The organism is Rheinheimera sp. ATLC3 (assembly GCF_059429535.1).
In genome coordinates this window covers 3897349-3911568 of sequence record NZ_CM182103.1, presented here as the reverse complement: position 1 = coordinate 3911568, position 14220 = coordinate 3897349, and the positions used below count along the sequence as shown (strand labels likewise).

The following is a 14220-nucleotide window of genomic DNA, read 5'->3' as shown; positions in this document are numbered from 1 at the left end:
CCACGCTGGCGTATTCTTATAACCAATTTATCGTAAACGGAGTTTTTTTATGGCAAACGTCTATGCAGACAACTCATTGTCTATCGGCAGAACCCCTCTGGTCAAATTAAACCGGACCATTGAAGGCGGTGCAAATGTCTATGCAAAAATTGAAGCGCGTAATCCAAGCTTCAGCGTGAAATGTCGTTTAGGCGCTGCGTTAATCTGGGATGCCGAGAAAAAAGGCACTCTGACTGCAGATAAAGAAATTGTCGAACCTACCTCTGGTAACACTGGTATAGCACTGGCGTTTGTAGCGGCAAGCCGCGGCTATAAGTTAACCCTTACCATGCCAGCTACGATGAGCTTAGAACGGCGGAAGCTGTTAAAAGCCCTGGGCGCTAATCTGGTGCTGACTGAAGGGCCGAAAGGCATGAAAGGCGCCATCGAAAAAGCCAAAGAAATTCAGGCATCAAACCCGGATAAATATTTAATTCTTGGTCAGTTCGAAAACCCAGCTAACCCGCAAATTCACTTTGATACCACAGGTCCGGAAATTTATAACGACTTAGACGGCAAAGTGGATATCTTCGTTGCCGGCGTCGGCACTGGCGGTACTATCACAGGTGTCAGCCGTTATCTGAAGAACGAGAAAAAGCTGCCACTGCAAAGTGTAGCAGTAGAGCCAGCAGAGTCGCCGGTAATCAGCCAGGCTAAAGCCGGCGAAGAATTAAAACCCGGCCCGCATAAAATTCAGGGGATAGGCGCAGGCTTTATTCCGGGCAATCTGGACCTGGCGCTGGTTGACAGTGTTGAGCAAGTTACCAGTGACGAAGCCATAGCGGCGGCACATCGCTTAATGCGCGAAGAAGGCATTCTGGCCGGTATTTCATCCGGTGCCGCTTTGGTTGCAGCACAACGCCTTGCTGCTAAGCCGGAAAACGCTGGTAAAAACATTGTCGTGATCTTGGCCAGTGCTGCAGAGCGCTACTTAACCAGCCCGCTGTTTGCTGATATCTTCACCGAGCAGGAACTGCAGGCCTAAAATCGTTTTCAATGATTATAAAGGGCTGCTTTTGCAGCCCTTTTCTTTACAGCGCAGAAAAAAAAAGCCACACTGGATATCCAATTTTCACCGGATAGTACACCATGAAACTGTATTGGCTTTCCCCGCTACTCTTACTGCTGTTAGTCGCCTGCAAAGACGATACATCTAAAGTTAATGCCCAGTGGGGCACACCTGAGTATATCGCTACTGAGTTTTTCCAGGCGCTTTATAATGACAAAGATCTGGAAAAAGCGAAAAAACTCAGCACCAAAGAATATGCAGACTTAATGGAATCTTACGGCACAGTGCGCCAGGTTGGCCGCACACTGATGAATATGTCCTTTGACAGTGTTGAAATTCGCGTCAACCGCAGCGGAGGCAATCTGCGTGAGCAATACGAAGATGTGGCTGAAATCACCTTGCTGCTGACTGGCCCGCACGATGGTAAACAGGTAGACGAATTACGGGTCGTTGAGATGACGAAACGAAACAGCAGTTGGGTTGTAAGTTCAGTAAAAGTAGATAAATTCAGCACCAGCGCCCGCTGATGCTGCCTTTGTTTGCGCTGATATTAACGCTTGAAAAACGCTGCTATCCGCTGCTGACAATCTTCACCATCCAGCAAACGCTGAAACTGCGCCAGTTCAGTTGCTATAGCTGCACTTGTCCGGGCACTACCTGCTTTTAGCAGCGCTTTACTGGTTTGCACAGCGTCAGCCGGTAATGCGGCCAACTGCTGCGCTTTTTGCCAGGCCAGCGCCTCAAGTTCTGCACTGGTGACGACCTGATTTACCAGCCCCATGGCGTATGCTTGTGCAGCATCAAAACGCTCTCCCAGCAGCAAATACTGAGCAGCACGCTGATAGCCAATCAAACGCGGCAGCAGCAAACTGGACGCGGCTTCAGGACACAAGCCTAATTGGGTAAACGGTAGCTGAAAACGGGCACTATCTGCTGCATATACCAGATCGCAGTGCAGCAGTGCCGTAGTACCGATACCAATTGCCAGGCCAGACACAGCGGCAACCAACGGTTTTGGACACTGTGCCAGCAGATACAAGAACTGCACCGTGGGGTGTTCAGCATCCAGTACACCGGCGGCGAGAAAATCTTTCAAATCGTTGCCGGCACTAAAACAATCGTCACCGCCCTGCAGTAATACTACCTTGATGCTGCTGTCTTCTGCTGCGCGCTGCAAGGCACTGTTCATATCCCGGTACATCTGCTGGCTTAACGCATTTTTCCTGGCTGGACGGTTCAATCGGATCTGCAATATGCCGTCTGTAGCATCAACTAAAACGTCGGTCATAGTTAACTCCGTCATTCGCCCGCTACCCGGCCTTCGCGACGTGGATCGGCAGCGCCCTGCAATCCGGCCTCGCTAATAGAAATAGCATGCAGACCACTGTTCAGATCCTGAATTTGTACCTTGTAGCCCATGTCCTGTAAAGCGCCCAGCTGTTGCTCCAGCACTGTGTGCTTTTCCAGCGCCAGATAATCATTGCGATGAGTGAGACGCGGTAAACTAAGCGCCTGTTGCACATCCAGTTTCCAGTCCAGTACCGCGACGATACTCTGGGCAACATAATTGATAATACGGCTACCGCCCGGTGAGCCTATCAGCAGCACAGGTTTGTTATGCTGATCAAACACCATCATCGGCGCCATAGAGGAGCGCGGTCTTTTGCCACTCTCTACGCGGTTTGCCACCAGATAACCATTCTGCTGCGGGCTTAAACTGAAGTCAGTCAGCTGGTTGTTCAGTAAAAATCCGCCTACCATCAGGCCGGAACCAAACACATTTTCAATACTGGTGGTCATGCTGACGGCATTACCTTCACTGTCTACAATAGAAAAGTGGCTGGTATTAGGTAGCTCTGGTGAGCTGGCACTGATAAGCGAAGGTGCCCCTGCAGGCACACCGGCGGTTGCAGGTTTGCCTGCTTTCGTTAAATCGACAAGCGCTGCTCTGCTTGCCAGATAATCTTTTGCCAGCATGCCTTCGGTTGGCACTGGCACAAACGCCGGATCTGCCAGATAACGCTCGCGGTCGGCAAAAGCCAGCTTTGCAGCCTGGGCCAGCATATGGGTAGCCTTAAGGCTATTCGGCGCCAGTTTCGACATGTCGTAATGCTGTAATATGCCCAGTATCTGCAGTACCGCTATTCCGCCGGAACTCGGTGGCGCCATACCACATACCTTGTATGCGCGGTAAGGCATGCAGATAGCATCGCGCTGTACGGCTTTGTAACCGGCCAAATCTGACACAGACAACTTACCCGGATTAATCGGAGCGCTCTGTACCCTGTCGCTTATCGCTTTTGCCAGCTCGCCATGGTAAAACGCATCGGGTCCGTTTTTAGCAATCAGCTTGAGCGTGGCAGCATAGGCCGGGTTTTTCAGGATCTCGCCTTCTGCGACCGGTTTTCCATGCGGGAAAAAATACTGCTTTGAATCATAAAACTCAGTAATGCCTTTGTTCCAGCCTTTGGCCAGCTGAGAGGCCGTGCGGCTGGACACCGAAAACCCCTGCTCAGCGGTCTGTATAGCGTCGCTAAACAGATCTGCCCAGGGCAGCTTGCCATATTGTTGATGCGCAGCATACAGCATCGCAACAACACCTGGCACCCCAACGGATTTACCGCCGACATAAGCATCACGCCAATCCATTACCTTGCCGTTTTCACTAAACAATAACGGTGTGGCACTCTGTGGTGCCGTTTCACGTCCGTCGAAACTGGTGAGCTGCTGTTGCCTGGCCTGCCAGTGCAGCATAAAAGCACCGCCGCCAAGACCCGAACTTTGTGGTTCTACTAATCCCAGCATTAACTGGGTGGCGATAGCCGCATCCACTGCACTACCACCTTTAGCCAGTATTGCTCTGCCCGCTTCAGTTGCCAGTGGATGTGCAGCGGCGACCATATAATGTTTTGCCGTTACCAGCTGCTGCTGATAAACACCGGTAGCGGCTTCCGGCTCGCGGTTTTCCTGCTGTGCAGCACTAACCTGCAACGTGATGACTGACGTAAAACCTAAAACTAGTAATGTTTTGTAGCAATGGGACAACTGGCTAAACATAATTCGGCTGGTCTGCTGAGAATAAAGTACAAACACCCTAACCAGTTCGCCGCGTAATATCAATATTGATAAACGCCGTTGACCGGTTGCAGCAGCAACTTCAGCGCAGCTTTGTCGTGCCTGCATACTTTGACAAGAATTTTGCTTGACCTGGCTTGGGTTATCGTTTTGCATAAGCGCACTAATAACATTTGATGAGTTGCCTTTGCACAAATTTAAGCCCTATGTCACGTCCTGGTTGCCGTACCTGCTGGTGGCAGCCGCTATTCTGCTGCTGGCTGCGCTACCCGAACACATGCAAGCAGCACTCAGTTATAGTAGAGACGGCATAGCTGATGCTCAATACTGGCGTTTAGTCTCTGGTCACCTGCTACATAGCAATAACTGGCATTTACTGATGAACCTTGGCGGTTTGCTGCTGGCCATGCTGTTGCATGCGGGTTGTTTCAGCTACCGCCAACTGGCCGCGCACTGGCTGCTGTGTGCTGTGGCGATAAGCGTGTTGTTATATGTTGGTTCTGAACAAATACAAATTTACGTTGGCTTATCAGGTTTACTGCACGCCATGCTGACACTTGGCGCACTAAAAGATATTCAGCAGAAAATTAATACAGGCTGGTTACTGCTGGCAGGGCTTATTGCCAAAGTGAGCTGGGAACAATGGCATGGGCCGGATGAAGATTTAGCTAAGCTGATAAACGCCAGTGTCGCTACAGATGCTCACTTATACGGCGTTATCAGTGCTTTGGTGTTAGGCTTACCGGCCATTATCTGGCTGAATACTAAAAAGGCGCAGTAGCACTAAACTCAACTGGCTGTTTTGTCAGCGGATGCTGAAAACGTATGTACTCAGCGTGCAACATCAAACGCGAACTTTTACCTATAACATCTGATGGCGCATATAAGACGTCACCCAGCATCGGATGGCCAAGCGCCAGCATATGCACACGTAGCTGATGTGAGCGCCCGGTCACCGGTTCAAGCTGAACCCTGCTTTGATCTGTAGTGCTGTCGTAACTCAGCAGCTTATATCGGGTAACTGATGGCTTACCGTCTTGCTGACATACTTTGTAAAGCGGCCGGTTGTCATTATCACTCGCAATCGGCAGTTCAATAATACCCTGTGTTTTAGCCACTTTACCGGCAACCACAGCAATATAGTGCTTATGAACCGTTCGGGCCTGAAACTGTTTGCTGATATCAGACAGTACTCTCTTCGTCATGGGCAAAATAACCAAACCGGACGTATCGTAATCAAGCCGGTGCACAACTTCTGCAAAAGGAAATTCACGCTGCACCCTGCGGATCAGACAGTCCTGGTTCTGCGGATGGCGCCCCGGCACTGTCAGCAACCGGGCCGGTTTGTTAACAACCAACAATACATCATCGGCATAGACTATCTGGAACGGCTCTTTTGTCGCCGGCAGTATTGCCAGTTGTTCAGTACTGCTCATCTCTATCTCCATGGTAAAAGCGCCGGCTATTATGCCGTAAAAGCCGCTTGCCTGTCGCTGAAATTACGCTAAGCTACCCTCTTTGTTTGCAGACTGCGCCAGTATGACTACGCCCTTTATATACACCCCTCCTACTGAGCCATGGCTTGATATTCTATATCAGGACAAAGATCTGATAGTACTGAACAAACCAAGTGGCCTGTTGACTAACCCGGGGCGCGGTGAACACTTGTCTGATTGTTTGCTAAGCCGCGTACAACAGCAGTATCCACTGGCACAACTGGTACACCGCCTTGACATGGCGACGTCCGGTGTTGTTGTTATAGCCCTGCGCCGTAAAGCCGAAACAGCACTAAAACAGCAATTTGCTGGCAGAACGGTTAAAAAGCGCTATCTGGCAATGGTATGGGGCCAGCTGCAGCAGGCAGAAGGCACGATCGATTTACCGCTTATTGCGGACAAAGATCAGCTGCCCAAACAGAAAGTTTGTCAGCAAACCGGTAAAACCGCGATAACCAACTATAGCTTAGTGCAACAATTATCAGACCGGGCTTTGGTTGAACTCAGACCCATCACCGGACGCTCGCATCAGCTACGCGTTCATATGCTGTCGCTGGGCCACCCAATACTGGGCGATGCTTTTTATGCGCACACTGAGGCGCAGCAAGCCGCACCGAGATTAATGCTGCATGCTGCCAGCTTGCAGTTGCATCAGCCTTATCATGGCAACGTGCTGCATTTTCAGGCTGACACCGACTTTGTTGCGGCCAATGGCGCGTTAAAGCCCTGAGTTAAAGCTATAAATTGTCTTAAATGCTAGTGGCAAAATACCCTTTGCTGGCTATAGTGTTGTTAGCCATTTGCAGCATATAGCTGCAGACTCAATGGCAGATAATGATAATAAAACAGGAGTTTAGCTATGAGTATGCTGCAGGAATTTAAAACCTTTGCCATGCGTGGCAACGTAGTAGATATGGCCGTCGGTATCATTATCGGCGCGGCCTTTGGCAAAATTGTTTCGTCTTTTGTAAATGATGTCATCATGCCGCCTATTGGCGTGTTGTTGGGCGGCGTTAACTTTCGCGATCTGGCGGTTGTTATTCAACAGGCAACAGAAACTCAGGCCGAAGTGGTGATTAAGTACGGTGCTTTTATCCAGACCATTATCGACTTTATTATTATTGCTTTTGCGGTGTTTGTCGGTGTTAAGGCAATGAACTCAATGAAAAAGAAAGAAGAAGCCAAGCCTGCGCCTGTCGCCGTTGTACCGGAGGATGTGAAGTTACTGACTGAAATTCGGGACTTGCTGAAAAAAGACTAACGGCGCTACCGCGCGATGATAAAAAAACGTCTCCTGGTGAGACGTTTTTTTTATATTAAGTGCTATATCCAATGTAGGCCGGAAACCCGATTTGGTCGGCGCAGAGTGTCTGAGCCCCGCCGCAGGCATTGGGGCGAGTTGCTGCGACGAGCCAAAGCGGGTATTGCGGCCGTAATAGCTGCGCCTTACAAATTTTGTTCAAACAATTTATAAATCCGGCGGTACTCATCCAGCCAGCTGCTTGGCTGACGGAAGCCATGCGGTTCAACCGGATAAATAGCGGTTTCAAAGTTGTTGTTTTCCTGCTCAATCAGGCGTTGAACCAGACGCACAACGTCCTGGAAAAACACATTGTCATCAACCATAGGGGCGTTAATCAACAATGGTTTTTTCAGACCCTGCGTAAAGTAAATGGGCGAACTGCGCTGATACGCTATAGGATCAATCGCTGGTGAGTTCAGAATATTAGACGTGTAAGCATGGTTATAATAAGCCCAGTCACTGACCGGACGCAGGGCTGCACCGGCCTGAAACAGATCCGGCTGGGTAAACAGCGCCATAAAGGTCATAAAGCCACCGTAAGAACCACCATAAGTACCAATACGGTTACGATCAACATTCGCATTGTCTACCAGCCAGTTCACGCCATCTGCTAAATCTTCAATCTCTGGCGTGCCCATCCGGCGGTAAATTGCGGTGCGCCAGTCACGGCCATAACCTTTTGATGCACGGTAATCCATATCCATTACTACATAGCCCTGCTGGGTCAGTAAGTTATGGAACAGAAACTCGCGGAAGTAACCAGACCAGCCTAAATCACTGTTTTGCAGATAACCGGCACCGTGGTTAAAGATCACAGCGCGGCGCTTCTCACCTTGCTGATAATCTTTCGGGTAGTACACTTTGGCAAAAACCGGCTGTTTGCCGTGGCTTGACGGTACCGCCACGATTTGCGGTGCAACCAGAGGTAGCTGCTTAAACTCTGCCGAGATAGTGTCTGTCAGCGGTTTTACCTCTGCACCGACAACAGCATCAGCAACATATAATTCATTCGGCTTAAGGTTGGTAGAGAAATTCAGCAACAGCTTTGATTCATCCGGCGACAGCGTAAAGCTGGTGTTGCCGCCAAGTTTGGTCAACTGCTCGGTTTTGCCCGTCTCCAGCACGGCACGGTAAACCTCATAATTACCCGGGTGCTTAACATTAGCCTGAAAGTAAATGTAGCTGTCATCGTGCGTCAACACCGGATCAGCCACTTCAAAACTGCCCTCAGTCAGTTTTTTGGCCTTCCCTTTTAAAGGCTTAACATATAAATGTGAATAGCCAGACTCTTCAGACAGATAATACAGGCTCTCGCTGTTATTCAGCCAGCCAAAATCATTAAACGCGTAGTTCACCCAGGCATCGTCATGCAGCCTGTGCTGCGGTATCAGCTTTTTCTGTTTCAGGTCAACCGTTGCTATCCAGCGGTCTTTGTTATCCAATGCTTTTAGCATCAGCGCCACCTGCTCACCACTGCGGTGCCAGCGTATAGCGCTCTGGCTCCAGTACCAGTCATTCATCAGACCGATAGCACGGATTACCTTTTCACTTTTGTACTTCTCGCCACGGGCTTTCGCATTTTCTGCTTTGACCCCGGCTAACACATCTTCGTTATAGCCAGGTAAGCTGCTGTAGCTTAACTCAGTGCTGCTACCATCCTGCAGGCTAATCAGCAAAACGCGCTGCGGCTCAGGATTTACATCATTTACGCGGGCACGAACTTTCTGCGCTGCTATATCACCGTTGCCGGTAATGTAATTTGGCATAATGTCTTTTTCATTGGCTTTACCAGCTTTTCGTACCGATACCAATAAATAATCTGCTTTTGGCGACAAACTGGCACCGACGACCTGTTGCCCCTTACCAAGATATATGGCCGGAGCAGCAATACTGGCATTTTGTTGCTGCAATTGCTTTTTAGCATCAAAGCGCTGCTCAGCATGTTTTTGCTGCAAAGCAACAAACTCAATCAGCTTGTGTTGCTCCTGAGCCAGATAACCTGACGGTGTTGCCGGAGCTTTGGGTTTATCTTCTGTTTTCAGGCTGACCAATTCAACACGCTGGCCGGTTGCCAAATCATGCGCGTACCAGATCCAGCCTTCGCGGTATACCAGTCGGCCATCAAGTAAAAACTCAGGTGAGCTTTGCGCTGCATTATCGCGCGTTAGCTGTATCAGCTCACCATCAGTTACGCGACGAACAAACACATCGCCTTCGAATACATAAGCTTGCATACTGCGATCAGCGTTATAGCTAATCTGAGCTGCGCCAATCTGATGCAGCTGCGACAACGGTACTATACTGCCATTGTCAGCCGCAGTCAGTGGCCGGGCGTACCAATCGCGCTGTTCACTACCCTGGCGTTTACGTTCAAAATACACCTGCTGGCTGTCCAACGACCAATGCGCTTCTTCCGGCTGACGCCCAAGCCAATCCGGATCTGACATAATTTGCTCTAAACTTAGCTCAACAGTAGGATCAGCGTTATATACCACCGGTACACTAACCGCTTCAGTCGGGTAATTCAGTGATTCAGTATTTTTGGCATGCAATGGGCCCGCCAGCGACAGAGTGCAAATAGCGAGCGCCAGCACAGAGTAACGAATTTGAGGCATAGTTAAGTTCTTATATTAAAAATGACACCTTGTTATACAAAGCATCGGCAGCTAACGCAACCGTCGGCAAACGGGATGCGGCTGACTACCTGACATATAAGATTAACTGTAACAAAAACGCCGGCCTGAACAGGCCGGCAAAACAGCATGAGAACAGATATTCAAACAGCTGTGGAGAAGTTAAGCTGCAATTTTAGCGCTGATTTGTACTAAACGCTCTTTGGCTGCGGTTAACGCCGCCTGCTGCGCGTCAGTTCCCATATTGAGTCCTTCTGCGTAGACAAAATGTACATCTTTTAAGCCAACAAAGTTCAGGAAAGACTGTAAAAATGGGGTCTGGCTGTCAGCAGGGGTACCCTGGTATACGCCACCGCGGGTTGCAAAAACCACTACGGGTTTGTCTTCCAGTAAACCTACCGGTCCCTGCTCTGTATATTTGAATGTAATGCCGGCACGGGCGATACGATCCAGCAAGGCTTTTAACTGAGATGGAATACCAAAGTTATACATAGGTACGCCAAGCACAATCACGTCAGCTGCTTTTACACGCGCGATAATGTCATCAGAAATTGCTGCCAGCTTTTGCTGTACGTCAGTACGCTGCTCTGCAGGTGTCATCCATGCTGCCATCTCGGTCATTTCAAGATGTGGTACCGGTGCTTTATTTAAGTCCAGTGTATCAACATTAAAATTACCTTGAGGTAATTGGGCAATAAATTGCTGCGCCAGTTGCACCGAATGGCCTTTGTCGCCACTAATTGAACTACTGATAAAAAGTATCTTTTTCATAATCGCCTCCGCTTATTTGATACAGCTATAATAAGGCAATTTTTTAGTAAAAAAATCAGAATAATACGCATAAAACATTCTATTTTTTGATACAAACAAGCAAGATCCACACTCTTTCAGACTGCGTATAACACTGCATACAAACAATGCAGCATAGCTAACTGCTTATTGCGGAACCTGAAATATGTTGAAGTTAACCTCGCCACCAAGGCATGATGAGCGCCTTAATTCGAAAACGGATATCGGCACACCTATGACGGGGCAGGATCACACTCATCAGCAGTGGGAAGATGCACTTACTTTCGTGGCGTTAAAACGCGACCGCCAAGCCTATGCCGAACTGTTCAATTATTTCGCTCCCAGGCTTAAAGCGTTCGGCATGAAAATGTTTGGTAACGAGCAGCAGGCTTTGGAAATGGTGCAGGATACCATGCTAAACGTCTGGAAAAAGGCAGCGTTGTTCGACGCGTCCAGAGGCTGTGCCTCCACCTGGATTTTTACCATTGCCCGCAACGTACGCTTTGACATGCTGCGTAAAAAGCAGAGCCGTAAAGACGACATTAGCGCTGACGATCTGTGGAATGGTGACTACCCGGAATCTTACGCCGAGGATGCGGCTGACAATTGGGATATTCAGCTTTTGTCTGAAAAACTGGCACCGCATTTTTCGTTATTGCCGCCCCCACAACGCGAAGTTATAGAAAAAGTTTACCTGCAAGAGAAAACCCATCAGGAAGTATCAGACGAACTGGCTATTCCCCTGGGCACTGTAAAATCACGCATCCGCCTGGCGCTGGACAGACTGAGAGAGGCATTAGATGGCGCACGCAATTAAATATCATCCGGGTATGGCATTACTGGAGCAATTTGCTGAAGGGTGTCTTAATGCAGATGTTGCGCTGGCAGTGGCAGCACATGTCGATTTATGCCCGCACTGTCAGCAACTGCAACGCGATATCACCACCGATCTTGCTGGCAGGTTAATGCAACAACGGCTGAAACCAGATAATACAAACTGGGACGCCATGCTAAGCGATATCATGTCGCAGCAAGAACCCGCTGCGCGCGCAGAAGTGATAGAGGTGCCTGTGCAGCAGGTCCAGGTTGCCGGGCGCGAGTTCACGTTACCCAGAGCGCTGCAACGTCTGGCGTCGAAACACGGTAAATGGCTCCAACTCGGAGGCATAGCAACGGCGAAAATTCCGGCTGGCAGCGATTACCATATTTCACTGCTGTATATCAGCAAGGATACTGAAGTGCCGCAGCATACTCATTTAGGCCTGGAAATGACGCTGGTGCTGGCAGGTAAAATAGCTGACGAAAATGGTGAATACTATGCCGGCGATTTACTGATCAACTCACCGGACGATACCCATACTCCGCGCACATTGCCCGATGAAGACTGCTTGTGTTTGTCGGTACTGAGTGCACCACTGCAGTTTAAAAAAGGCCTTACCCGGCTGTTAAACCCACTGCAGCAGTTCTTTTACTAAGTTTGTCGACAACCTGGCAGGAAGTCGTTAGCGCCGGTTAATGCCGGCGCAGTTTTATCAGCAAAGTAATGCCGTGCCGCCTTTCAGGTTGTATACCTGCGTAAACCCCAGGCGCCCGAGCACTTTACAAGCCACCAGGCTGCGATTACCGGACCGGCATACCAACAGCAGGGCTTGCTGTTGTTCTAACTTACCACTGATAAGAGCATCTGCCAGCTTTGACAATGGGATCTCCGTCACCGGATAAGGCACTGGCAAATGCTGCGCTAAGGCACCGGCACTTTGCTCATGTGGCTCACGCACATCAATCACCTGCAAAGCACCATGCTGCTGCATAAATCCGGCTAAGTGCTCCGGCGCGATGACGTCGGTGGCATCAGATAAGCTGACTTCAACCAAGCCACACAAATGCTGATTTTGCTGCTGCAGCAATACTGCCTGCTGTTGTAACTGTTGCTGCCAGTCGCTGTCTGCCTCGTCCTGTAACAGCGCATGCAATAGCGGTTGTTCTTGTATTGCCAATGCCAGTGTCGTGAAAAAGCGCTGGGCATAATCATGGCTCGATAGCACCAGCGTATTATCTTTAAGCGTCGCAGCTAACAAACGGATACTGTGTGCCAGTGCTGACATATCACCGCCTGGCAGATCGGTACGACCCACCCCACCGGGTAAAATCAAATCACCGGCAAACGCGGCGCATAATTGTTGTTCTTTTCGCAGCAGTATCGTCACAGCTTCTGCGGTATGGCCGGGGGTTGCCAATTTTGTCAGCCGGTAAGGCCCACAAATCAGTTCTGTCTGCTGTTTTGGCCAGCCCAGCACATCGCAGTCCTGATGTGATTCATGCTCGCCAATCAAGGCAATAATTTCTCGCCTGGCTGACAGATGATCGCGGTGCAGGTGCGTATCAAGCACAGCTTTTAATGTCAGGCCCTGGCCCTGAATGATATTGGCGATGCGCCCAGCCAGCGGCAATACCGGATCTATCACTACCGCATCGCGGCTGTCAGGGCAAATCAGTACATAGCTGCACAAGGCTTCATGCTTCAGCTGCAATAAACCCCGGGCATGGATCTCCAGCGTCGGCGTAGCATCGGTCAGCACCAGACAATGCTTGCAGACGATTTCAGCTAATGCCGTTATCGCATTGCAGGCCTGTACACATTCGGCCTGCGTCATCGCCGGGCCAAAGGATAACCGTATCGCGCCTTGTGAGCGCCAGGGTTCAAGCCCCATCGCATCTAATACAAAACTGCTGGGTACTTTAGAGCTACAGGCCGAACCAGAGCTGACACGTATACCGGCAGCGTCAAACAAGTCCATAATATCTTTGCTGTAAAAACCAGGTACCGAGAAATTGATTGTGGTGGGTACGACATAGGGCTCAGAGCTGTTGAGCTCGAGCGCCGGGAACACCTGCTTTAAGGCTGAAATGAGTTGATGCCGGTATTGCCACAGTACTGCTTCGGGTTGAAATACCGAGCCCTGCGTTTTAGCCAGCTCACTGAACACTGCATGTAATGCAGCGATACCCGGCAGGTTTTCAGTGCCGGAACGTAAACCACTTTCCTGGCCTCCGCCTGCAATAAAAGGCTGATAAGGTGCGCCGCGGCGAACATATAGAAAACCAATACCTTTGGGTGCGTAAAGCTTGTGCCCACTGAACGGCGCATAATCAATACTGGTTTGGGCAATGTTAAGCGCCATCTTTCCCAATGCCTGTACACAATCAACCATCCAGTACACTGTCGGATTAACACTACGGATCAACTGCTCCAGCGCAGCCAGGTCTTGCTTTACGCCCGTTTCATTATTTGCCGCCATAGTACAAATCATCACAGCTGAAGCCAGATTAGCGCGGATAAAGTCATAATCGAGCACGCCGCGCTGGTTAACGGGAATGGCCATTACCGTTGCATCAAGCTGCAATACTTTATTCCAGTGTTTCAGGCTTTCCGGCACGGCTTTATGTTCCGTAGCCCCATACAGCAGCAGCGTTTTGGCGCCAGTTAATCCCCGCGCGCGCGCAGCCATCAGCGCAGATACAATAGAGGTTTGAATACCTTCAGTGGCACCGGACGTAAACACGATATCCCCGGTACTGGCACCTATCAGCTGTCTGGCAAGGGCCCGCGTACTTTCCAACTCGGCTTTGGCTTTAATACCGGTAGCATGACTGCTGCTTGGGTTACCAAAGCCCCGCTGCATGGTGTGCATAGCAGCCTGCGCGGCCACCGGCAACACTGGCGTAGTCGCATTGTTATCAAGATAAATTTCGCGCTGCTGGCTGCTCATGCCCGGCCCCTTTATAACCATAAGGAATATCTTATTCCCTGCAATAATAACCGGCATCCCCGCCTTGCTCAAGTTTTTAGCGTAGTCCAGAAACAACAAACCGCCC

13 protein-coding genes are annotated in these 14220 nt (G+C 49.9%); 7 read left to right on the top strand and 6 right to left on the bottom strand.

The window, feature by feature from the left end:
- Positions 1–49 precede the first annotated feature (49 nt).
- Positions 50–1024, top strand: coding sequence for a cysteine synthase A (gene cysK, locus AC5SV9_RS18225; protein WP_475149238.1), 975 nt, complete (start codon positions 50–52; stop codon positions 1022–1024).
- 104 nt (positions 1025–1128) lie between these two features.
- Positions 1129–1575 (top strand): hypothetical protein, encoded by a 447-nt coding sequence (locus tag AC5SV9_RS18220; protein ID WP_134055480.1) that lies wholly within the window; start codon positions 1129–1131, stop codon positions 1573–1575.
- Positions 1576–1598: 23 nt separating this feature from the next.
- Here the strand turns inward: AC5SV9_RS18220 and AC5SV9_RS18215 are convergent, their stop codons facing one another.
- Together AC5SV9_RS18215 and ggt are read right to left on the bottom strand one after the other, a co-directional pair.
- The gene (locus tag AC5SV9_RS18215) at positions 1599–2336 is read right to left on the bottom strand and encodes an enoyl-CoA hydratase (protein ID WP_475149236.1); all 738 of its coding nucleotides are present in this window, start codon (positions 2334–2336) and stop codon (positions 1599–1601) included.
- Between the two features lie 11 nt (positions 2337–2347).
- The gene (gene ggt / locus AC5SV9_RS18210) at positions 2348–4279 is read right to left on the bottom strand and encodes a gamma-glutamyltransferase (protein ID WP_475149235.1); all 1932 of its coding nucleotides are present in this window, start codon (positions 4277–4279) and stop codon (positions 2348–2350) included.
- 31 nt (positions 4280–4310) lie between these two features.
- On the opposite strand from ggt, the gene rrtA reads away from it, so the two are divergent.
- On the top strand, positions 4311–4904 hold the full coding sequence (gene rrtA, locus AC5SV9_RS18205) for a rhombosortase (RefSeq protein WP_475149233.1): 594 nt from the start codon (positions 4311–4313) through the stop codon (positions 4902–4904).
- Here the strand turns inward: rrtA and AC5SV9_RS18200 are convergent.
- Complete coding sequence (locus AC5SV9_RS18200) at positions 4888–5559, bottom strand: RluA family pseudouridine synthase (RefSeq protein WP_475149230.1); 672 nt, start codon at positions 5557–5559, stop codon at positions 4888–4890. The two genes, rrtA and AC5SV9_RS18200, sit on opposite strands and share 17 nt — an antisense overlap.
- 103 nt (positions 5560–5662) lie before the next feature.
- On the opposite strand from AC5SV9_RS18200, the gene AC5SV9_RS18195 reads away from it, so the two are divergent.
- The gene (locus tag AC5SV9_RS18195; RefSeq protein WP_475149227.1) at positions 5663–6349 is read left to right on the top strand and encodes an RluA family pseudouridine synthase; all 687 of its coding nucleotides are present in this window, start codon (positions 5663–5665) and stop codon (positions 6347–6349) included.
- Positions 6350–6478: 129 nt separating this feature from the next.
- Positions 6479–6880: a large-conductance mechanosensitive channel protein MscL gene (gene mscL, locus AC5SV9_RS18190; RefSeq protein WP_134055490.1), complete on the top strand. Its 402-nt coding sequence runs from the start codon at positions 6479–6481 to the stop codon at positions 6878–6880.
- Positions 6881–7065: 185 nt separating this feature from the next.
- Here the strand turns inward: mscL and AC5SV9_RS18185 are convergent, their stop codons facing one another.
- Positions 7066–9537 (bottom strand): S9 family peptidase, encoded by a 2472-nt coding sequence (locus AC5SV9_RS18185; protein ID WP_475149224.1) that lies wholly within the window; start codon positions 9535–9537, stop codon positions 7066–7068.
- 180 nt (positions 9538–9717) lie between these two features.
- The gene (locus AC5SV9_RS18180; protein WP_475149222.1) at positions 9718–10326 is read right to left on the bottom strand and encodes an FMN-dependent NADH-azoreductase; all 609 of its coding nucleotides are present in this window, start codon (positions 10324–10326) and stop codon (positions 9718–9720) included.
- Between the two features lie 184 nt (positions 10327–10510).
- Between AC5SV9_RS18180 and AC5SV9_RS18175 the strand changes: the two genes are divergently transcribed.
- Together AC5SV9_RS18175 and AC5SV9_RS18170 are read left to right on the top strand one after the other, a co-directional pair.
- Positions 10511–11161: a sigma-70 family RNA polymerase sigma factor gene (locus tag AC5SV9_RS18175; RefSeq protein ID WP_273025030.1), complete on the top strand. Its 651-nt coding sequence runs from the start codon at positions 10511–10513 to the stop codon at positions 11159–11161.
- Positions 11145–11819 (top strand): ChrR family anti-sigma-E factor, encoded by a 675-nt coding sequence (locus tag AC5SV9_RS18170; RefSeq protein WP_475149220.1) that lies wholly within the window; start codon positions 11145–11147, stop codon positions 11817–11819. The genes AC5SV9_RS18175 and AC5SV9_RS18170 overlap by 17 nt, the downstream gene beginning before the upstream one ends.
- A gap of 57 nt (positions 11820–11876) precedes the next feature.
- Here the strand turns inward: AC5SV9_RS18170 and AC5SV9_RS18165 are convergent, their stop codons facing one another.
- Positions 11877–14114 (bottom strand): aminotransferase class V-fold PLP-dependent enzyme, encoded by a 2238-nt coding sequence (locus AC5SV9_RS18165; protein WP_475149218.1) that lies wholly within the window; start codon positions 14112–14114, stop codon positions 11877–11879.
- Positions 14115–14220: the final 106 nt, after the last annotated feature.

Excerpts from the sequence above, each read along its gene's own strand:
- cysK (WP_475149238.1), top strand. The coding sequence starts at position 50 with ATGGCAAACGTCTATGCAGACAACTCATTGTCTATCGGCAGAACCCCT.
- AC5SV9_RS18220 (WP_134055480.1), top strand. The coding sequence starts at position 1,129 with ATGAAACTGTATTGGCTTTCCCCGCTACTCTTACTGCTGTTAGTCGCC.
- AC5SV9_RS18215 (WP_475149236.1), bottom strand. The coding sequence starts at position 2,336 with ATGACCGACGTTTTAGTTGATGCTACAGACGGCATATTGCAGATCCGA.
- ggt (WP_475149235.1), bottom strand. The coding sequence starts at position 4,279 with ATGCAAAACGATAACCCAAGCCAGGTCAAGCAAAATTCTTGTCAAAGT.
- AC5SV9_RS18200 (WP_475149230.1), bottom strand. The coding sequence starts at position 5,559 with ATGAGCAGTACTGAACAACTGGCAATACTGCCGGCGACAAAAGAGCCG.
- AC5SV9_RS18195 (WP_475149227.1), top strand. The coding sequence starts at position 5,663 with ATGACTACGCCCTTTATATACACCCCTCCTACTGAGCCATGGCTTGAT.
- mscL (WP_134055490.1), top strand. The coding sequence starts at position 6,479 with ATGAGTATGCTGCAGGAATTTAAAACCTTTGCCATGCGTGGCAACGTA.
- AC5SV9_RS18185 (WP_475149224.1), bottom strand. The coding sequence starts at position 9,537 with ATGCCTCAAATTCGTTACTCTGTGCTGGCGCTCGCTATTTGCACTCTG.
- AC5SV9_RS18180 (WP_475149222.1), bottom strand. The coding sequence starts at position 10,326 with ATGAAAAAGATACTTTTTATCAGTAGTTCAATTAGTGGCGACAAAGGC.
- AC5SV9_RS18175 (WP_273025030.1), top strand. The coding sequence starts at position 10,511 with ATGTTGAAGTTAACCTCGCCACCAAGGCATGATGAGCGCCTTAATTCG.
- AC5SV9_RS18170 (WP_475149220.1), top strand. The coding sequence starts at position 11,145 with ATGGCGCACGCAATTAAATATCATCCGGGTATGGCATTACTGGAGCAA.
- AC5SV9_RS18165 (WP_475149218.1), bottom strand. The coding sequence starts at position 14,114 with ATGAGCAGCCAGCAGCGCGAAATTTATCTTGATAACAATGCGACTACG.